Origin of the sequence: Pedobacter miscanthi (genome assembly GCF_032678605.1) — a bacterium.
In the GTDB taxonomy this organism is placed as follows: Bacteria; Bacteroidota; Bacteroidia; order Sphingobacteriales; family Sphingobacteriaceae; genus Pedobacter; species Pedobacter miscanthi_A.
The window spans coordinates 1-21,458 of the sequence record NZ_JAVTSU010000024.1 but is presented as its reverse complement, the minus strand read 5'-3'; the positions used below and the strand labels follow the sequence as shown (position 1 = coordinate 21,458).

The following is a 21,458-nucleotide window of genomic DNA, read 5'->3' as shown; positions in this document are numbered from 1 at the left end:
TTTTTTAACGGGTTTTGGGATGGGTTTTTAGGTATTTATAAATTTCAACGCCTGAAAGTAAAAAAGCACCTACTCCATAAACTTCTGTACTATTTGCATCTACCTTATCAGGACTGGCACCAATGGCCTGTACATAACCTAATTTACCATCTTCATGAACGGCAGAAGTTAATGCTACCCATGATTTTTTAACCACGGGCAAATAAGTTTTTTCATCCAGCAAACCCTGGTTAAGCCCCCAGGCCATGGCATAACAAAAGAAACCGGTTCCGCTCATTTCTTTGATTGGGAAACTGGCAGGATCTAACAAAGAGGCATGCCAACTGCCATCAGGCTGTTGCAGGCCGGCAATACGGCCAACCATGTCTTTATATAGTTTTATAAATTTAGCTCTGTCCGGATGGTTTTTGGGCATATTTTCTAATACACGTACCAAACCACCAAGTACCCAGCCATTTCCCCTCGACCAAAACACTTTGGCGCCGTTTTTTTCTTTTTTATCGAAATAACTTTCGTCTCTGAAATAGAGTTTTTCAGATGGATCGTATAAAAAATCAGTGGTTTTCCACCAGAGTTTACTGGCCATATCCAGGTATTTCTGATCTCCGGTTGCTGTACTCAAATAGGCTAAAGATGGTGGTGCCATAAAAAGTGCATCGCACCATGCCCATTCCCTTTTATGGATATTGTTTTTCCAATTCAGGGGTTCGTCATGCGGGGCAGCCACGATACTATCGGCCAAAAGCCTAAAAGGCGCGATCATTTTCTTTTCTTTGTATTTGCTGTATAACTGCGCATAGGTTTGCCCCACACAATAATCATCTGCATAAAAGCGAATGTGCCCCGTGTTCCAGCCAACATCATTCCCTATATTGACTAATGTTTTAAGGTATTTTTCATTGCCTTTCATGTTTCCGTAAGCAAAAATACCGGTATAACAGGCTCCATTGGTCCAATCTGCTTTGCGGTGACTAAACCCCTTTGTATTCCAGGCATTAATTTGCCAGTCGGCCACACGTTTCATTATTCTGGAAATATCTTCGGTTTTAAAAGATGAATCCCTGCTATCAATGGCAACCCTGGAAAAACCTGTAAGCCAGGTTATACACAGGATTACAGTGGCAAAAAATATCAGTTTTATCTTTGGATAATTCATTTGTAAGGTATTTTATATTACTATTTTACTTCTTCAATTTTTATAACGACGCTTTTGCGGTTTGCGTTTATTTTTGGATTAAACCCAATCATCATCAAAAACTCGCCGGAATAAGTGCTTTCACTATTGATATTGCTTTTAGTTTCGGGATAAAGGTTAATTTCAGAAAGTTTATACTGTTTTGCAGCATCTAAACCTTTTAATTTAACCGGCTCTTTTGAGCCTTTATCATAACGGTTATTAACCAGATAATTAAACAGCACACCGGTTGATTTATCGGTATTGGTGTACATCACCGAAGCAACATCATTTTGCCATGGATCTGATAAACGGTACTGATCGCCATGCCATACCAGCTCTTTAATTCCATTGTAGGAAGCAACTGCCTGCTGACAAAATTTAAGTTCTTTTTCATCAAGTTTGGCAATATCGATATCAAAACCCAATTTACCCATCATGGCTACATCGGTTTTAAATTTAAGGCTTTGTTTGCCCCAATCGGTAACATGGTTTGCACTGGCAATGGCCGGAAAAAAGTAAGAATATTCCCACTGGATAAAAATTCTTTCCATTGGGTCGGTATTATCGCTGGGCCAAAACTCCGTGAAATATTTTAAAGCGGCATAGTCTACCCTGCCACCACCGCCAGAACACAACATCATGGGCACTTTTGGGTATTTGGCCCTAATTTTTTCCAGAACCTGGTATAAACCTTTCACATACTCCAGATAAAGATGGCTCTGGTTATTTAAATGACTGGAATAGGCATTGTAAATGACCGCATTACAATCCCATTTAATATAAGCCAGATCAGGATTTTTGGTAAACAGACCATCAACAATACTGTAAACAAAATCCTGTACTTTTGGATTGCTGAGGTCTAAAACCAACTGGTTCCGGTATAATTTTTCGGGGCGCTGGGGTTGTTTAATTACCCAGTCGGGATGTTTTTCATAAAGTTCGCTCTTAGGGCTTACCATTTCGGGCTCTAGCCAAACACCAAACTTAACGCCGTTTGCGCCGGCCTCCTTTACCAGTGCACTTATACCATTCGGTAATTTTTTCTTATTTTCCTGCCAATCGCCCAATGCCGCATTATCGCTGTTTCGGGGATATTTGTTGCCAAACCAGCCATCATCCAGTAAAAAAAGATCAACTCCCAGGTTTTTGGTATCACCTAACAAGCGCGCTAACTTTTGCTCGTTAAAATCGAAAAAGGTGGCTTCCCAATTATTCAAAAGGGTTAACCGGGAGCCATTTCCATCTAAAATCCGATAGTTTCTGGCCCAGTTCTGCAGTTTACGGCTTGCATCGCCTTTTCCCATATCAGAAAAGGTAAATAAAAATGCAGGGGTGGTAAAATCGGTATTTGGCTTTAACTCATAAGCAGAAGCATGGTTATTTGCCCCGGCAATAATGCGCAGGTTATTCAGCGGATCCAACTCCATATCTACCCTGAAATTACCCGACCATTCCACACTGCCATACAATACATCGCCATGATCTTCTCCGGCCGGTTCGTTTAACGAAAGCATAAAAGTTGGTGGCTGATAAAGGTGTGCCCTGGTGCCCAGTTTACTATCTAAAACCTTAATACCATGGGTGAGTTTAGTTTCTTCCGGCTGCATTTCTTTCGCCCAATCGCCATGGTATTGTTTTAGCCAAAACCCTTTTCCTTTGAGGTATAGATTGGCCGATGCATACTTATCAAGCCTAACCGGTTTCTTTTCACTGTGCCTGATGGTGATCCACTGCTCAACAACATCTTCATTGGCATATACCTTGTAATTCAGGGTTACCTCAAATGGATATACCGGATCTTTTAACTGCACTGTGGTTAAAAAAATATTGTTTTCCAGCACCTTGGTTTCATGGCCGACATAATGGAGGTCAAGCGAAGTATTTCCATCGGCATGGACGACAGTTAAAGCGGGTTCAACCAGGTTTTGTGATCCCGAGGCGGTATAGGCAGCATTTAAAATACCCGAATAATCATCGCCCTGCTGATATAAAGCTGCTATTTTATTATATTCTTCTTTATTGCCCAGCTTTCTTCCAAAATAAACCATACGAGGAACACTGCCTTTATCGGCTTTTAAAACGATTGCGTTGTTTTTGCTTTCAATCGGAATTAGGATAGATTGTGCCTTAACACCAAAAACAATGAATAAGGCTAAAAGAAAGGCTGGTAATTTTTTAAGTTTTAGTAATTGATTGATCATCATACTGGTTTATATTTTATTTTTGATAAACCCTGATGTAATCTACCTCGAACCTCGCCGGAAAGCTTGTTTTAGATGGATCTCCACCCTGTTTTCCGCCGATCGCTAAATCAAGCAACATGTAATGAGGCTGTTTAAACGGATTAATACCCGTTCCATTCTGGTTCACCAGTTTGTCCATTTCAACCTTATTCAGCAATTGATCATCCACATATAGTGCAATGCTGTTTTCGTCCCAGTCCATGCGCCAGGTATGAAATTTATCTGCCCAGGCTTTGCCGCCAAGCGAATCGATATTTTTTTCGATGCTAAACCATGCGTCCTTTTTATTTTCGCCCATGTAAGCAATATTGGCCAAAAGTTTTTTGCGGTAATATTCCATGATGTCAATTTCGCCGGTAGCTGGCCAGGTACCTTTTGTACCTAATGTCCACCATGCAGGCCAGATCCCCTCACGGATATCGATTTTACCACGCATTACAAAACGGCCGTAAAGCCAGCTGTGTAAACCCTGTGTTTTAATACTCGAAGAAGTATATTCTGCCTGTTTTCTGTTTTTCTTCCAGTCGTTACTTCCCTCTACAAAATTTGGGTTGGTTTTAGTTTCTCTTCTCGCTTCCAGAACAAGGTTGCCATTTTCGCACCAGGCATTGTCTTCCTGGTACCATTGAAATTCATCATTGCGCTCGAAACCGCGTTCGTAAGTCCATTTTGATTTATCTGGAGCTCCCTTGTAGTTAAATTCTTCTTTCCAGACCATTTTATAACCATCGCTTTCTAATTTAGGCGGTTTAATATGATTTTGTTTTTGGGCAAATGAGGAGATTGTAAAGGGTAAACTGCAAAAAACGAGCAGATACCTTAATGAATATTTTTTCATAATAATTTTAAATATGGCGAGCAAAACAGCCTCTTACATAAGTAGTTGTTATGCCAATGATATAATTGATGTTTGTAAACAGGTTTTATTTGTAACCCGTTAAGCTTAGCGGAAATAATGTGGGATAAGTCCAGGCATAATCGTGGCGTGGATAAATAATTGGTCTGTGTGGGGCAACAAAAGCTTCAAAATCTTTGCTGTGGTAAATACCGTTCATGGCTTCGAGCAGATTTGCCGGCCAGAAACCTGTTTCGGTGTCTTTATTACCTGTAACCGGGTTTTTAAACCAGGTCCACTCTGCAGGATGCTGATTATAATAAAGCAGGTAATCGAGCGCTTTTTTTACCGAAGCACCATCTTTTTCGAGGGCATAAAGATTTTCGCCGGTCTGGTTATAAATTACCCAGAATGATGCAGAGATCGGCGCCAGCGAAAAATAGGTGTACCAGATACCATTTCCCTGACGTTTCACTTCTTCAACCATGTGCCCATCAGGTGCAATCTGTTTAAATAATTCGTTTTTGATCATTTCAACGTTTTTTTGAAAATCTTCCTGATCATTTAAATAAACATCGGCCAATAAAGAAGCCAACCTCGACCAATCGCCCGAATTATTATTTCGGTAACGGATGCTGTTGGCCGCGTGGCGGAAAACATTTTTTGTCCATTGGGTAAACTGTTCACGATCTGCAGCTTTCCAGTTTTTATTGTTTTTTAGCAGTTCTGCTGCCATCATCATGGTTGTTCCAGAGTACGACATCACCAAAGAACCATCTAACAGGGAATATTTTTTATTGATAGTTGCCCATGAATTCAAAAAATAAATGGCTTTAACCGCATACTTAGTTTTGCCCGTTAACTGATAGGCCAAGGCACAGCTATAGGCAGAAAAACCATCAACCTGCAAGGCCAGGGATGTTCTGCGGTGTCCCTCCTTATCAGCATAAAACCCCGGAATACTAAAATCCTCAACCGCATGCTGGTTAACCAGCAATGCTGAATCTGCTTTAACAATAAGTGCTTTAAAGGCGGTTAAAAAAGGTTCTTTTTTATTTTTGATCTGTTTTTTAACAAAATCGAGCTGCTTTTGCGGATGCATGCCACCGGGATTATCGCTGGCATAAAGATTATTCTGGAAGCTGAGCCAGGATATCAGGCATAAGACAAGGGAAAAAATTAGGTTTGATTTAAGCTTGTTCATTGGTGTTGCTATTTGGTTAAATTACGATTTTGAATGAGAACCTGTTAATATCTCAATCCAGAATCGATCTTTCGAAGATAATGCCTGTTCATTTAAAACTAGGCATGTTATGGCATACATATTAAATGGAAACGTTCCCAAAGAATGGGAACGTTTCCAAACTGAATAGTTTTAACATAAATAAGCCCGAAAGTTTGCACTTTCGGGCTAGAAATGGAGTTTTGAGTTAAAATATATCCTGAGGGAGGATATGCGTTAATATCCCGGGTTTTGCAACATCAAGGGCATTTTTTGGATCTCGGCCAATGGCAAAGGCAAAAGATACATCGCATCCCTGAAATTTAAGGGTCGTGGTGCTGTACCAATGGTATGTTTGTAGGTATTGGTTGCACTTCTGGTGATTATATCAACGCTGTTAAAGCCTTTTAAAACGGTTGATGCAATTTTCCATCTTCTGATATCGTTCCAACGGTGATCTTCAAAAGCAAGCTCAATACGACGTTCGTTACGTACCACTTCGCGCATTTCGGCAACGGTCATATTGGCTTTTAAACCGTACAAGCCATCTGCTCCCGGTAAAATACCCGCACGTTCGCGTAAGAGTTTCAATTTATCATAAGCTTTCTCTGGCTGGCCAGCTTCGGTTATGGCCTCTGCATAATTGAGCAGAATTTCGGCATAACGAATTAATGGCCAGGCTCTTTCTGTTGTACCTGAACTTGCATTGGTTAAGTTTTCGTCAAGCATTTTACGGGAGAAATAACCGGTAAACTTATTTTGCGGCGTATAAGCATCAGATGTGGCATTGGCAATTGCAGAGCCTGTACTGGTGTAAGTAAACACCTGTGTTTTTACGCCCGTATTGCTGATATAAGATAGACCATTGTAAATCATCGAAAACTCGAAACGGGGATCGCGGTTTACATAAGGGTCGTTTGCATTAAAGGCACTACTTTCTTTAATCGATTTGCCATCGCGCATGGGGAAAGCCTCTGCCAAACTCTGCGTAGGTTTCATTACACTGCTCCCCGATCTGGTTGGCGGCAGGTAAAAAGTTTCGAACTCTTTTTGTGCAGGGCGGTTATAGGCAAAAATATACTCACTGTTTACCCGTTTTAAAAACAACTGGTAAAAACCGTTTCCGGGCCTGGTTACATTATCTACATTGAGGGAGTATAATCCGGTATTGATCAGGGCCTCTGCAGCATTTGCAGCAGCCATCCAACGGTTATTATCGGTAGACGGATAACCAACCAATGGAAGTAATGCCGGACTGGTTGTTATTGCGCCACCATTAAACAAAGGACTTGCCGCATACAGCAAAACCCTCGATTTCAGCGCCAGACAGGCACCACGGGTTACTCTTCCATAATCGATATCTTTATAAACCACAGTAGAAAGTTCTGTGGCAGCAGCATCAAGTTCTGAAGTGATGTAGTTTACACAATCGCTAAAATTGTTTCTTGGAAGATTAATGATGTCGTTGATTCCAAAAACCTGGTCTTCGATAACCGGAACACCGCCAAATGCCACAATCATATAATGATAAAAGTATGCCCTTAAAAAACGGGCCTCGCCGCGCATCCTGTTCTTCATTGCGGCACTTAAAGGTGCATCGGGCAGTTTAGAAAGCAATAAATTAATCCGGCGGATATTTTTATAGGGTGTTGTCCAGAAATCTTTATCGGTGGCAAAGTTAGTAGAAACGTTATTTGGCCCGATTACGCCCTGAACATAAGAATCTGCCCAAACCGAAAGGTTATTGTTGCCCTCTGCATTATCGGTAGCCAATTCTGTATTGCCAGTTCCGCCGGCAGAGTTAAAACGAGATGGACCAAAGCTGTAACCGGCATCAACATAAATCCTGTTCAAAAAATTGATGGTCTGGATACTATCTGTAAAAACAGCATCTTCGGTAAGCCCATTGGTTTTATCATCCAGAAAGCTGGATTTTTTACACGAAAATATAACCGTTGCAAGTAGCAGTATTGTAATTATCTTTTTCATATCACTCAATTAAAAAGTAACGTTAATCCCAAAATTTAAAATTCTTGTCGGTGGGTAAGGTAGATCAGCTGCTGATTCCAATACCTCCGGATCCAGGTTATAAAGTTTATCCAGCTTAGTCCAGGTAAATAAATTATATCCGTTGGTATAAAGCCTTAAGCCTTTCAACCTTAATTTGCTTAACAATTTCGGACCTGCGGTATAACTGATTTCTGCCGTTTTCAATCTTACATAATCAGCCGGGATTGCCCAGAAATCAGAATAAAAATCGCGTGGGCTCTGACTTAAAGCCGTGGTATACAACTGAGGATATTTTGCATTGTTGCCAAGTTCGGGTGTCCAATGTTCTAAGTGGATCGGCAAAGCCTTACTTGCATTGTGGTGGATAACTGCACCCTGCGCACTGGCCACAAAATTTGTAGCCCCCTGGAACAATACCGTAAGGCTGAAGTTTTTATAGGATGCACCCAAAGTTAATCCCAGTGTGGTGGTAGGCAAATTGGTATACCCAAAATACGATCGGTCACTGGCATCAATTACCCCATCGGCATTTAAATCTTTATATTTCAAATCGCCTGGACGGCCACCGATAATCGGTTTTGGAACGGCCGGGTTTGCAATATCCTCGACACTGTAAAATTCACCCGTCCAGCTGTATTTTAATACCGAACCAATTGATTGGCCCGTTAAGGTCTGGTATTCATAATTCTGGATCGCTTCATCGGCGAAAACGATCTTATTTTTTGCCAATGAGTAAGTTCCACGCACAGAATATCGCCAATCGGTACCGATATTATTGTTGAAACCGAACTCAACCTCGAAACCTTTATTATTTACCTTTCCTAAGTTAACCGGCGGTAAATTCTGGCCGAAAACTGCCGAAACCGTCCCCCTGGTGGTCAAAATATCGTACCGGTTATTGTTAAAATAATCAAACGATGCCGTGAATTTACGTTTGAACAGCGCGATATCAAGACCGATATCCAGTTTCTTTTCTTTCTCCCAGGTTACCTGATCATTGCCTAAAGTACCCTCAGTGGCCAGGCCATAAGCATTGTTGGTTGCTAAACCGAAAAGTCCGGTCCCGGTACCAGCGGTATATGATTGCAGGTATGCGTAGGTTCCGCCTGTTCCATCAGCACCCACCAAACCATAGGAAGCACGGGCTTTAAAAAGATCAATAAACTTAATATTATCTTTAAAAACCTTTTCTTCAGCAATATTCCATCCTACCGATCCTGCCGGGAAGAACCCCAATCTTTTGCCAACCGCAAAACGATCGGTACCGTTGTAGGCGCCACTTACCTCCAAAATATACTTCTGTTTATAATCATAACCCAATCTTGCAGTATATCCCCTAAAGTTTTCAGGGATAAAGTTGTAGCGGTTTCCATCAGCATTGTTCTGGTAAGTTTTGCTGTTTTGATTGTACAAAACCAAACCCGTAACGTTGTGATTGCCAAATGAACGGTTATAGTTTAAAATGGCCTGCAGGGTGAGCGAGCTATTGGTACTACTGGCAGGTGAAGTAAGTGTAGGGATACTGAGCCTGTATACATTATCACGCTGCCCAAAATTGTAAGCACCGGTTACCGGATCGTAGATATAGGAAATAAAACCTGTACCGCTTGTAGGGCGTTGTAAATTACGTGTATAGGCATAAAGATTGCGGTAGGCAAGCGTTCCTTTTACGGAAAGGCCTTTGGTGATAAAATCAAGCTTCTGAACGGCCGATGAAGCTAAATTGATATTATTTGAATAATTACGTGAATAACCATTATACATTAACCTGCCAATGAGGTTATTATTGTTTCTGCCTGAAGAATTTCTTTGCCACAAGCTGTAACCCAAACTTCCATCGGGATTATAAATGGGATAATTAAAGGGCGCAGTTTCTGCAGTACGCCCTAAATCGCTGAATAAACTGTTTGCACTGGCGTTGTTGCTGTTCAGTTCATCAACATTTCCGAATAAATCGAATTTAACATCGAGCGTTTTGGTCAATTTAACATCCACATTTGAACGGTAATTGTAACGTTTGTAATAAAATGCGCTGTTTAAATCGGCACTATAATCTTTTAGCTGACCGCCCTGGTTCAGGTAACCTATAGAAACAAAGTATTTAGCTTTTTCGGTACCCCCAGTAATATCAAAATTGCCGCGAAACTGTGGTGCAAACTTTTTAAGTAAAATATTGGTCCAATCGTTGTTTGGGTGCCCGTATGGATCTGTTCCGTTCCGGTAAAGTTCTAAATCCTGATCAGAAAATGTGCGTACAAAACTTGGGTTGGGATTAAGGGCGTTTGTATTGATCTCTCCCTGGTTAATAATCGACGCAGATTGATAAGCATCTAAATACTCCGGCCTTCTGGTCAACTGGTTTAAACCATATTCTGCCTGAAAAGTAATCTGCGGTTTACCTACTTTACCGCGTACAGTGGTGACCAAAATTACCCCATTTGCGCCTTTTATACCATAAATTGATGTAGTAGAGGCATCTTTCAAAATACTTACCGACTCCACTTCATTCGCATTAAGGGACGAAAACTGATCATAAGTAAACTCAATATCATCCACTAAAATAAGCGGATTGTTATTGCCCACATAAGAACCTACCCCACGTACATTAAAGCTAGCACCATCTCTACCCGGCTGGCCAGAACGTTGCTGACTGCTAAAACCTGTTACCCTACCGGCAAGTGTATTCTGCAAACTTGGTGATGGGCTTTGTTTAATATCCTTACCACTTATTGCACTTACGGCACCTGTTAAGGTAAGTTTCTTTTTTTCTCCAAAACCCACAATCACCACGTCGTCTAAATCTGTCTGGTTTTCGTTTAAGGTTACCGTAACATTGCTAATGCCCTGCACAGAAACCTCTTTTGTGGTGTAACCTACCATTTTAAGGGTAATTACGTTGCCTTCAACAGACAACCTGAACCTGCCATTTGCATCGGTTAAGGCTCCATTTTTCGGGTTGGTTTTATCGATTATGGTTACCCCGGGCAAAGCACCACCCTTATCGCTCACCTGGCCAGTAATTTCTCTTTTTTGTGCCATGGCCGAAAAGCTGAGCACCAAAAGAAACACACTTAACATGTATATATATTTTCTCATTTCGTTATTTTAAAAAATTAAACCATGCGGATATTAGTAATAGCCCTCGTTTTGTAATAACCTGTTGTTTTTGGTAATCTCGGTGTAAGGAATCGGCATGTGATAATATTTGTTGCTGAAAACATTATCGCTTACATTTTGGAGCTCGTAATTATTAGCCGTTCCAGTTTGGGTGATTTTTAAACCCTGAAAGCTTCCGGTTAAAGCTGATCCTAATTTCCAGCGGCGGAGATCGAAGAAACGGTGTTCTTCAAAACAAAGCTCAATTCTGCGTTCGTTTCTGATCAAATCCCTCAGTTGCTCCTGCGTAATGCCTACACTAATGCCATAACGGTTACCAGTACCTGCAGTAATCCCTGCCCTTGCCCTGATTAAAATAAGCTGTTTAACGGCATCCTCAACCCGGTTAACCTCATTTAAAGCTTCGGCATAATTCAGCAAAACCTCTGCAAACCTGAAATAAGGAAAGTTGTGGCTTTGATTGGAATAGGTTGTTGAAGTAGAAAAATCGGCCATAAACTTTCTTAAGTAATAAGAAGTTCTGGTTTGTGTTTTAAAGGCCTGATTGGGTTTATCCAAACCACCTTCGAAAGTTTGCACCGGCCGGCCCAGCCATGCAACGGTGTTGTAAAAGATGATTGCTTTTAACCTTGGATCGCGGTTATCATACTGGGTGGCTGCAACCTGCGTTCCGGTATAAGCCGAGCCATTTAAATTTGGAAAGGCATTCACCAGATTTTGTGTCGGACTGGTACGGCCGTTACTTGTAGTTGGCGCTACATAACCTACTGGCGCATTGGCATTTTCGATTACGGTTGAGTTTGCAGATTGTTTTGAAAAAATAATATCAGTATTAATTTTTGTTGTAAAAACTGCAGTATAAGCCGTTGTTCCGGTTCCGGCCGGAAGTTTGTAATAACCTTTTGCAATAATGGCCTCTGCTGCTTTAATTACTTCTGTCCACCTGCTTTGGTCGGCATTTACATAACCCGTTAATGCTTTTAAGGTACTATTTGATTCTACACCACCACCATTAAAAAGCGGACTCGCGGCATAGAGGTACAATCTGCATTTTAAAGCCAGGGCAGCCTCTGCCGGTACCCTGCCAAACTCTGCGGCAATAACGGTAGATCCATTGGGCAGGTTTGCTGCTGTATAATCGCATTCGTTCGAAATGTACTCCACACATTCGGCAAATGTATTACGGGGAAGGTTCAGGTCATCTTCGAGATTAAAAACCTTATCGCCAACCAGTGGAATACCACCATAACGTTTTAACAGTTCGAAGTAAGCAAAAGCCCGTAAAAAACGCGCCTCAGCAACCTGCCGCTGCCTGATGGCATCAGCGATCGGAACAATGCCTATATTTTTCAGAAATACATTACACCGGCGGATGATTGTATAACTGTTGCTCCAGTTGTTATCAGGATAATTAACCGCAGTTAACTGTCCGTTGGTAAAAAGGCTAATGCCCGACCGGTTCGAAGATGGTACGGCATCATCAGTTGCCGCATCTAATAAATCGCCATCGATCCTGTTAAATCCTGTTGGCAGAAAAGAATAAATCCCCAAAAGATAGGCTGTTGAAAGCGTTCCGGTTTTGTCTACAGGGTCGAAAACATCAGTTTCTGTTGTCCGCTCTTCAGGTTCATTTTCAAATTTCTTGCATGATGACGATACGATCGTCAACGCTATGATTAATAAACTCAATATTTTTTTCATAACTATAATTGAATGTTTACGCCCACATTAAATACTTTCCCGATCGGATAGGCTCCGGTATAATTTTCAGGATCGGCACCATTAAAGGTGTCTGAGCTCCAGGTATAGAGGTTAAGTCCGTTTAAGAATATCCTTGTTGATTTTAAACCAATTTTTTTCGTGGCAGCAACCGGAATGGTATAACCCAGTTCGATGGTTTTTAGGCGGATGTAATTTCCACTCCGCAACCAGTACGTTGAACTTACAAAGTTATTCTGTGCTCCATTTCTGGGTCCTGAGCTAGTGGTAAGCCTTGGATAAGTTGCGGTAGCTGCATTTGTAGGTGTCCACCTGCCTAACTGTGTTTCGTAAGCCTGTGCCGTTCCGCCTTGAAACTCACGGTATGAATTTCCGGAGAGGTAAACCTGTTGATTTAATACACCCTGAAACAATGCGCTAAAATCGATCCCTTTAAAGTTGAAACCGATTCTCGAACCAAGAAAAACAGTTGCTTTTTCTGAACCAAATGTGGTTTGGTCGAACTGATTGATGACACCATCGCCATTAAGGTCGCGGTATTTTATGTCGCCTGGCTGTGGTGTGTAGCCCTCGATGGTTGGATAACCTGTAATTCCCTGTTGATTCTGGAATAATCCTTCAGCAATATAGCCGTAGTTCTGCCCTACCGGGTGACCGGTTCTGTACATCCAGGCATAAGGCTGACTGGTTTCTGCAGCATAAATTAATTTTGAGTTCTGCAGGCTTGCATTTGCGTTGATGAAATAACCAAAATCCCTAAACTTCTGCGACCAGTTAATTTGTGCATCCCATCCGTAATAACGTTGCTTGCCAATATTCTCTTCAGGATAAGAGATTCCCAGCAAACCTGAATTATTTCCACGTACGATGCTTAAATCACTGTAATCATTTGAATAATATTCGAGGTTAAAGGAGAGCTGATTTTTGAATAAAGTTGCATCCAAACCTACATTGAAGAGTTTTGCTTTTTCCCAGGTGAGGTTCGGGTTAGCCAAATAAGATTCTCCAACCGTTGTTCCGGTAGCGGCGCTCGATCCGAAATAAGAAACCGGTGTAGCGTTATAAACCTGCATATAGGTATAATAGGCAGTGTTATTTTTACCACTTTTACCGTAAGAAGTATAAAGTTTAAGGTTGTTTAACCAGGCTAAATCTTTCAAAAAATTCTCTTTATTGATGTTCCAGCCTAAACCGGCCGCTGGGAAGAAACCATACTTAAAACCTCCATTGTTAGGATACCGGTTGGCACCATTTTGGGCAAAAGATACTTCAGCCAGATATTTTTCGTCGAAATTATAAGCCACATGGCCCGAAATCCCCTGGATGGTATAAGGTAGATTAGTGCCATTTACCAAATTATCCCGGTTAGCTAAAAGCACTGCATCAAAACCGTGTTTGTTGAAAGTTCGGTTATAGCCCACTGAAAATTCCTGAAAATCTGAACGGTTCTGGAAACCGATCGAGTTGGTGTTGCCCTGTTCGCTATTGGTACCAAACTGGCGGTAAGTAGTTTGGCCTGTGCCCAAAACACCGCTAGGCTCAAAAACAGCAAATGATTTGGTCCTCACCAGATTTTCGTTCAGGTTACTAAAAAAAGAAGCCCTGGCCTTAACCCACAGGCCGTTGGTTAAATCATCCAAAGTATATTTTAGGTAAACATCGGTTAAAACAGTACGTGTATTACTTAAAGAATAACCTGAGCTGATGCTCTGTGCCAAGATATTATTGGTAAACTGCGATGAACCACCATAACTGCTATTGGCATTAAATACCGGATAAGCACTGTTCGGCGTGGCTAAGAGTGAAGAAAAGATATTGTCTGCAGCTGCGTTTCCGGGGTTATTTTTGTTTAAAATCCTTCCCTGAATGTAAATTCCAGCCGTGATTTTATCGGTCAGGTTTACGTCTACATTAGAACGGATAAAATATCCTTTTACACTGGCATTTGTGCTGTAATTACTATTCAGATCGCCTGTTTTTAAAAAACCATCCTGGCTGATGTGTTCGAGGTTGATAAAATATCTCACATAGTTATTGCCGCCACTGGTATTTAAATTGTAACGGGCCATTGCTGCCGAATTTTTAAGCACCTGATCTCTCCAGTCGACATTTGGATACAGGTATGGGTTGCTGCCAGATTGAAAACCATTTAAAGCAGCCTGACTAAATCCATTGCTGGCAACGGATAAACCATCATTTACAATAGCCTCATTATACAATTGTGCATAGTTATAAGCATCAAGTGGGTTTGAAATGAGGTTTTGCAGAGGTTTTTGAATGCCCCACTGTCCTGTAAAACTGATCTGCTGTTTGCCTGGTGTTCCTTTTTTGGTTACGATTGAAATGGCGCCACCGGAACCTCTAACGCCCAGCATTGCCAGCGATACGGCATCTTTTAATACGGTAACCGATTCGATTTCTTCCATGCTAATTTCTGTTACCGAACGAGGAATGCCATCAATAAAAATAAGCGGACTCTGCCCCCTTAAGCGGTACGAAAAACCTTCGTTCAGCGGCTCACCGTTCCCCTGTGAGACAGATAAGCCAGCTAGCCGGCCAGTAAGTGCTAAAGGATAGGCCACTACGGGGGTAGTATTAAATTCTTTGCCCAGTACCATTGCCGTTGAGGCCGTTGATAATTTTTTTGGGGTATTAAAATAAATAAGCTGTTTTAAATTCCTTAATGAATCATTGATCAGGGAATCGTTTGTTAATTGTTTATATGGCTTAACTACTGTTGTTTCCTGCGCGCTTGTACCTCCGGCAAAAATAAAAAGACAGCATAGCAATGCCATAAATGGTTTTATAAAAATCGACATGGTTAGTTTAATTTTTAAAAGTTAAAGGGATAATGTTCCGTTTGGTTTCCGGTTGGAAAGGCCGATTACACACACTTATATTTTGGCGGAAAAATAAGGTAAAGCAGAAACATTTTTGTAGTAAAATTCTCTCATAATATTTGGTTATTTGATTTGGTTGAAATCTGTTTACCAAAGATATTCAGCTTTTGATTTTGGGTATTATAATGTGCTGACTAAATTTTATGAGAACGTTCCCAAAAAATGGGAACGTTCTCATAAATCGATAAACCACTAATAATCAATACAAAAACAGTTAAGCAGACTTACAACATTTTAAATAGGATCAGGTATTAAGTGACTATAATCAGAAAAGAGGTTATATCATAAAGGCAATTCCTGCTCAGATACTAGCATGTAGAGCTTGTCGATGAAAATCGGGACAAGTAGCCGAAAAATCCAAACAGGTCATTCGGCAAGCTATCAATGACAGACTCCAATAGAATGGTCGTCATTGCGAGGAGGTACGACGAAGCAATCTTTCCTGCTAGCGATCCTTACTATAAAGATTGCTTCGTCGGCTGAAAAAGCCTTTCCCGCAATGACGATTCTTCCCGGCCAATAAACCGCATTAAAGCCTATCTGTCAATAATGTTGATTTTTATGAAATAAATAATTATGCCTCAGCATGACAAATCTAGTTACAGCCTCACAAACTTAACGTTCAATGGCTACCAGTTATCTGTTCTAAACGGAGAAGCGGGCAACCCCTCCACACTATAGAGTTCGCCAACACACCAACCCTTAAATGCATATCTTAGGGCCACAGGCTGCTTAACTTCGGCACTGATTACAATTACTTTATCATTTTTTATCCTTGCCGTTGCCGCATGGAAAATTTTATCACTGCCTGCAACTTCGAACTGTGTTATTTTTTTGCCGTAGTCGGTCATTCCCATTGGAATATTCGAAAATTTAACTGTCACCGTATCTTGTTTAACATGCAGAGATTGATACCTTGGTCCGCTGAAAGCAATTCCTTGTTTATGGTAGGTTTTAGCCAGTGCCAAATACGCCAGTCTTTTCGCTACAATGGTTTTGTTTGCAGGATGAATGTTGTGTTCTTCGCCGGCGTCGATTGAAATGGCCATACCCGAGTTTTCTAAAGTATCAGTTAATTTCAATTGCGCCTCTCTTAATAAGGGGACAGAAAGCGTGGGTTCTTTACCATAATCCATGGGTGCCAGTTGTACCCCATAAAAAGGCCAGGCACCTATGCCCCACTCTTTTCGCCATAGATTTACCATGGTCATCTGCAAAGAGAGGTAATCCTGATGGTTGTGCCGGTTCTGTTCGCCCTGGTACCAGATTACACCTGCGATGTTGTAACCAATTAAAGGTTTAACCATGGCATTATACAAATTGCCAGGCGTTTGATGATTGGCTTTTGATATGGCCCGATCTGCATTTATCCGATCGCCCAAAAGATTTTCGACAACTGTTTTATCTGTCCAGGCCTCAATTGGCGAGCCGCCCCAGGTGCTTTGAATGATGCCGATAGGTACGCCTAAATGTTTTTGTAAAAAACTGGCAAACTGATAACCAACCGCACTAAAACTACTTACCGAGCTGGCATCAGCTTGTTCCCAGTTTCCTTTAACATCTGTTTTTGGTGTTGCTGAAAATGCCTTTTCAACATGGAACAACCTTAAATTCGGGTTAGGCGCATCCATTAAAATATCCATTGAATTGGTAATGGGTAAACCGCCATAACCTTTCACCGGCATATCCATATTCGATTGGCCGGAGCAGATCCACACCTCGCCGATTAAAACATCGCTTAAAACAATTTTATTTTCCTGATCAATGTTTATGGAATATGGTCCGCCAGCTGTAGGCGTCGCCAATAAAGTTTGCCACTTTCCATCTGCTAAGGGTTTAACCTGATAAGTTTTATGGTCCCAGGAAGTTTTAATGCTGATCGTTTTTTTACCGGTAGAAAAGCCCCAGATTTTTACATTGGTTTTTTGTTGTAAAACCATCCCGTTGGCAAATAATGCCGGAAGTTTAACTTCTGCCTGCGCATTAAATACCCAGGTAAAAAATATACATAAAATGCTGTTTCGTAATTTCATGGTTAACCTTTGATCGTTTTTTTATTTGTGGTTGCTTTATAAATGGCCAATGCGGCAATGAAAATAACTGCACCAACGCCAACAATTACTTTGGAGTAGACATTGGCTAAAATACCCAGACAAACAATTCCTAAGCCAACAACGGCCATTGAGATTGCAATTACCCTGATCCCGAATATATTCTGTTTTTCGGCTGCGAAATGCGAATCTATGTCTTTTGGTAAGTTTTCTTTTACCTGTAAGTGTTTGTCTTCTTCCATTTTAACCGCTTTTTCGGCAACAAAACCGCGGTTTAAATAATACAATTCAAAAATCAGTAACAATGCAATCGGAATGCCCACCCCTAAAACGGTTTCCATGGTACGGCTCAATTTTAATTCGAACAAAGATGGTGAGATCACTTTAAAAAACAGGTTAATTATTAATGAACTTATGGTTACGGTTACCACAGATAAACCGGTCTGTCTTTTCGAAAAAAGTGTCCAGATGATGGGTGCAAACAAAGCCCCACCGGCAATAGAGGCTGTACTTAATACTACTTCAACAATTCCGCCTGCACTTGGAATCCACATGGCAACCAAAATGGTCAATACACCGAAAATCAGGGTAAATAAACGGGCCATCCAGATTACCTGTTTTTCGGAGGCTGAAGGACGCAGCAGGTTTTTATAGATGTCCTGTGCAAAAACCGTTGCAGCCATATTGATCGTGGTATTTGCCTTACTTGATGTGGCTGAAACCATACCGGCCAAAACCAGGCCGATTAAACCTGCGGGCATTACTTTCTGGATCAGCATCATATAGGCATCTTCAGTTTGCAGCCCTTGCAAATTTGGATTGATGATCCGGTAAATCATTGGTGGTAACATCCAGATCACCGGACTCACAAAATAAAGGACGGTAAAAATACCCGCTACTTTTTTCGAATTCTTTTCATCTTTAACACTGGTATAACGCTGTACGTAAGACCAGTTACCACCAATATAAAAAGTTTGGTAAACAATAAAGGCGAGCATAAAACCATAAGTATAGTCATCGTTAAAGGGTTCAAAAAAATGTGCCGGGGCTTTTGCAACCAGGTTATCAAAACCACCGATCTGGGCAAAGGCAATCGGGATAACAATAACAACAGCCGCGGAGAGGATTACAAACTGAACCACATCTGTAACCAGAACAGCCCAAAGTCCGCCCGCTGCTGTGTAGAGCACGATAATTAAACCAATGATCAGAATACAGGTATTTACGGGTAAATCTGTAGCCACATGCACCATTTTACCCACGGGGTAAAGCACTGCAGCGGTTGTAAACAGACTTAAAAGCAAAGTCATGTAGGTATAAAACTGCTTTTCTTTATCGCCAAAACGTTTGCCGATAAACTCGGCAGCGGTGGCAACCCCAGTTTTTTTCCATTTGGCAGCGATAAAAAGCATTACAATTAAACCGCTTATAGCCATGGTTAACTGAATGGCGTTGGCCACCACACCATATTTATAAGCAATAGAGCCCCAAACCACAAAAGTACCTGCCGAGAAATAACTGATAAACAATGAAAGTCCGTTGATCCACCAGGGAGTTTCACCACCGGCCTCAAAAAAGGCCTGCCCGTTTTTACTCCCAACACGGGTAAAGGTTAAGCCGATGGCGAAAATTAACAGGGCAAAAATACCCATGACTATAAAATCCAGTTTTACCATTATATCTTGTTTTGATCGGCATAGCAACGAACAGCGAATAAAGCTGCTGGAATGTTTCCTGAGGGATGCTGGAGCTCAATAGTTAAATTTTTAGTTACGATTTCTTTTTCAAAAGTAATCTGATTACGCGTTTGGTGGTTATTTTTTTGTTCAAAAATGATTTCGCCTGCATCATTTTTAATGATGTAACGCTGCACGCAGAAAGGCATTATATTTTCGGGATGCGTCATTAATACAGATTCCATCGGGTGATCAAAATCACTATCGAACCAAAGATCGATTTTTTTGATGCTTTGTGCGGTTTCCCATGCTAAATTAACGGCTGGTTGCGGATCGTTTAATGCTGCAACCCATGCATTGGGTTGAGAAACGGGCCGATCAATGCCATTTACCAAGTTTTCTACAGCAAAAACATGCTGCGCTTTTGAAATGCCGATAGCGAGGTTTTCACCATTGGGGCGGCGTTGCGGACACCAGAATTCAAATTCATCAACGCCTGTTCCTACAGGCGGAACTTGTTTTCCATTATTGGACACGGCTTTATTTTTCGAATTGAACACCGATAAAACCCCTGTTAAACGTTGTGCTGTAAAACCCATTTCTACATCAGGGTTACCGGCAAACATCAGGTATACATAATCATCTGTATTGATTTCGGAATCAAAATCTATTTCGATTAATTGCTTTCCTTTTTTAATTGCGATATTCTTTTGGCCTATTGTTTTATCGGGCGTAAAGTTTCCCTTCTTGCCTGAAATCTTCAACGCTACTTCAATTTCAGTATCTGTCAATGCATTAAGCTGCACGCTAAATATTGGCAATTTGCCAGCTTTCAAAGGGAACATTTGCGCTGATGGAATTGCTAAGGATTTCCAGAGATCAACGTCGTTAAAACCATTAAAACGGTATTCACTTGATGCACTCAGTTCTGCTTTTTGTGCAAGATCATTTTCTTCTGCCAATACAAATTCAGGAATATACTGCCCTTCTCTGATTAAGTTCTGTTGTAAATTTTGCAGGTTTTCGCCATCGAGTAAATCTTTTGGTTGTAACCCATTTTTGGCACACATTACAGCGGCCATCCCCGCAGCCTGCCCAATGTAACCACAGGTGGCCATTACACGGGTGGCGCCAAAGGCTACGTGACTCACACTGATGATGCGGCCGGCCAGAAATAAATTTTTGATGTTTTTGCTATAAATGGAGCGGTATGGAATCTGAAAAACCCCTTTACTATGCCACTGGTTACAGCCCGGGCGTTCGCTGTAAACCCCGTCAGCGGGATGTAAATCGATAGACCAGCCACCAAAAGCGATGGCATCATGGTGTTTACGCTGCTCTACCAGATCCTGTTGCGTCATGATGTAATCACCCTCAAACCTGCGGCTTTCCCTTTTACCGGGGATGGTACCCACCCACTCTAAGGTAAGGTTTTCGGCCTCAGGAAAATCTCCGGAATTTTTAATATGATTCCACACCCCGTAAACTACTTTCCAAAGTTCCCATTTAATTTTTTCTGTATCGTGTACCGTGTCCAACCGTCCGCCAAATTCTACCCACCATAATTTACAACCAAATTCGTTTGCATTAAAGTTACGGAACCGTGGAATTTGGGTAATATCATCTAAAGCAAAGGATGGTGGGATAAATTTTACGGGTTTTCCGGTATCCTTACTGTAAAAGTAAAGTGAATGACCCAAGAGTTCTCCGTATTCTTCGGTTGGAGCCATTCCTTCGTTAAACTCTTCTTTAGGCTCTGCGCCCATTCTAAATGCTGCGCCTGAGAGAAACCCAACAATCCCATCACCTGTAGCATCGCAAAAAAGTGGTGCAGCCAACTGGTAAGCAGTAGAATTCTGACTGCAAAAAGCCTGAAGAGATTCGATGGTGTCGTTGTTTGTTTTATTTACCCCGTGAACAGCGGTATTGAGTAATAAGTGGATATTAGGTTCCTGCACTACCTTATCCAACAAGATCATATCCAAAATCATTGGGTTTCCTTCCGGGTTACGAAAGGTATTTTCGACCAAAAGTTCATCGATCACGCCACCTTCTCTTGCCCAACGGTTATTGTTGCCCATGTGTGAAGTGGCACCAAGGATCCATAGGCGCACTTCGCTGGATGAATTACCACCCAACACCGGCCGGTCTTGCACTAAAATAACTTTTATACCTTGTCTGGCAGCGGTAATGGCACTGCAAACACCCGATAAACCTCCACCGGCAACAACCAGATCAGCGGATAAATCGACCTGATTTAAATATCTTTTTAAAGATGGTTCTTCTCGTTTCATGAAATATCTCTCGAATATGCAGGTGCTGTATTTGGTTAGGCAGCACCCCACAAAATTTTTAATTGATTTCGAAGATATTTATATTTTAAACCGGGATGAGTGATGAAACCTGCTAAAATATTATGGGAACGCTCCCGAAAATTGGGAACGTTCCCTTTACACGGCGTGGATATTTGTCCCATATTGCTTTTACAGTGAAACAGATAAGAACTTC

Annotated in this window: 11 protein-coding genes; all 11 read right to left on the bottom strand. The window is 41.4% G+C overall.

Annotated features, from left to right (window positions below):
• Positions 1-4 precede the first annotated feature (4 nt).
• Complete coding sequence (locus tag R2R28_RS25575) at positions 5-1,156, bottom strand: glycoside hydrolase family 88 protein (protein ID WP_316828493.1); 1,152 nt, start codon at positions 1,154-1,156, stop codon at positions 5-7.
• A 20-nt stretch (positions 1,157-1,176) separates the two neighbouring features.
• The gene (locus R2R28_RS25570) at positions 1,177-3,381 is read right to left on the bottom strand and encodes an alpha-galactosidase (protein ID WP_316828492.1); all 2,205 of its coding nucleotides are present in this window, start codon (positions 3,379-3,381) and stop codon (positions 1,177-1,179) included.
• Positions 3,382-3,394: 13 nt separating this feature from the next.
• Positions 3,395-4,258 (bottom strand): glycoside hydrolase family 16 protein, encoded by an 864-nt coding sequence (locus tag R2R28_RS25565; RefSeq protein ID WP_316828491.1) that lies wholly within the window; start codon positions 4,256-4,258, stop codon positions 3,395-3,397.
• 85 nt (positions 4,259-4,343) lie between these two features.
• A complete protein-coding gene (locus tag R2R28_RS25560; protein WP_316828490.1) occupies positions 4,344-5,459 on the bottom strand; it encodes an alginate lyase family protein in 1,116 nt (371 codons plus the stop codon).
• Between the two features lie 255 nt (positions 5,460-5,714).
• The gene (locus tag R2R28_RS25555; RefSeq protein WP_316828489.1) at positions 5,715-7,466 is read right to left on the bottom strand and encodes a RagB/SusD family nutrient uptake outer membrane protein; all 1,752 of its coding nucleotides are present in this window, start codon (positions 7,464-7,466) and stop codon (positions 5,715-5,717) included.
• Between the two features lie 9 nt (positions 7,467-7,475).
• A complete protein-coding gene (locus tag R2R28_RS25550; protein ID WP_316828488.1) occupies positions 7,476-10,583 on the bottom strand; it encodes a TonB-dependent receptor in 3,108 nt (1,035 codons plus the stop codon).
• A 33-nt stretch (positions 10,584-10,616) separates the two neighbouring features.
• Entirely contained in the window at positions 10,617-12,305 is a 1,689-nt protein-coding gene (locus tag R2R28_RS25545; protein WP_316828487.1) for a RagB/SusD family nutrient uptake outer membrane protein, read from the bottom strand.
• Between the two features lie 2 nt (positions 12,306-12,307).
• Positions 12,308-15,142, bottom strand: coding sequence for a SusC/RagA family TonB-linked outer membrane protein (locus R2R28_RS25540; RefSeq protein WP_316828486.1), 2,835 nt, complete (start codon positions 15,140-15,142; stop codon positions 12,308-12,310).
• Positions 15,143-15,852: 710 nt separating this feature from the next.
• Positions 15,853-17,256, bottom strand: a complete 1,404-nt coding sequence (locus tag R2R28_RS25535) for a sialate O-acetylesterase (RefSeq protein ID WP_316828485.1) — start codon at positions 17,254-17,256, stop codon at positions 15,853-15,855.
• 2 nt (positions 17,257-17,258) lie between these two features.
• Positions 17,259-18,950, bottom strand: coding sequence for a sodium:solute symporter family protein (locus R2R28_RS25530; RefSeq protein WP_316828484.1), 1,692 nt, complete (start codon positions 18,948-18,950; stop codon positions 17,259-17,261).
• The gene (locus R2R28_RS25525) at positions 18,950-21,244 is read right to left on the bottom strand and encodes an FAD-dependent oxidoreductase (protein WP_316828483.1); all 2,295 of its coding nucleotides are present in this window, start codon (positions 21,242-21,244) and stop codon (positions 18,950-18,952) included. Before R2R28_RS25525 ends, R2R28_RS25530 begins: the two co-directional genes overlap by 1 nt.
• Positions 21,245-21,458 lie beyond the last annotated feature (214 nt).

Coding starts and splice junctions, on each gene's coding strand:
- R2R28_RS25560 (WP_316828490.1), bottom strand. CDS start 5,459: ATGAACAAGCTTAAATCAAACCTAATTTTTTCCCTTGTCTTATGCCTG.
- R2R28_RS25550 (WP_316828488.1), bottom strand. CDS start 10,583: ATGAGAAAATATATATACATGTTAAGTGTGTTTCTTTTGGTGCTCAGC.
- R2R28_RS25555 (WP_316828489.1), bottom strand. CDS start 7,466: ATGAAAAAGATAATTACAATACTGCTACTTGCAACGGTTATATTTTCG.
- R2R28_RS25575 (WP_316828493.1), bottom strand. CDS start 1,156: ATGAATTATCCAAAGATAAAACTGATATTTTTTGCCACTGTAATCCTG.
- R2R28_RS25540 (WP_316828486.1), bottom strand. CDS start 15,142: ATGTCGATTTTTATAAAACCATTTATGGCATTGCTATGCTGTCTTTTT.
- R2R28_RS25535 (WP_316828485.1), bottom strand. CDS start 17,256: ATGAAATTACGAAACAGCATTTTATGTATATTTTTTACCTGGGTATTT.
- R2R28_RS25530 (WP_316828484.1), bottom strand. CDS start 18,950: ATGGTAAAACTGGATTTTATAGTCATGGGTATTTTTGCCCTGTTAATT.
- R2R28_RS25565 (WP_316828491.1), bottom strand. CDS start 4,258: ATGAAAAAATATTCATTAAGGTATCTGCTCGTTTTTTGCAGTTTACCC.
- R2R28_RS25525 (WP_316828483.1), bottom strand. CDS start 21,244: ATGAAACGAGAAGAACCATCTTTAAAAAGATATTTAAATCAGGTCGAT.
- R2R28_RS25570 (WP_316828492.1), bottom strand. CDS start 3,381: ATGATGATCAATCAATTACTAAAACTTAAAAAATTACCAGCCTTTCTT.
- R2R28_RS25545 (WP_316828487.1), bottom strand. CDS start 12,305: ATGAAAAAAATATTGAGTTTATTAATCATAGCGTTGACGATCGTATCG.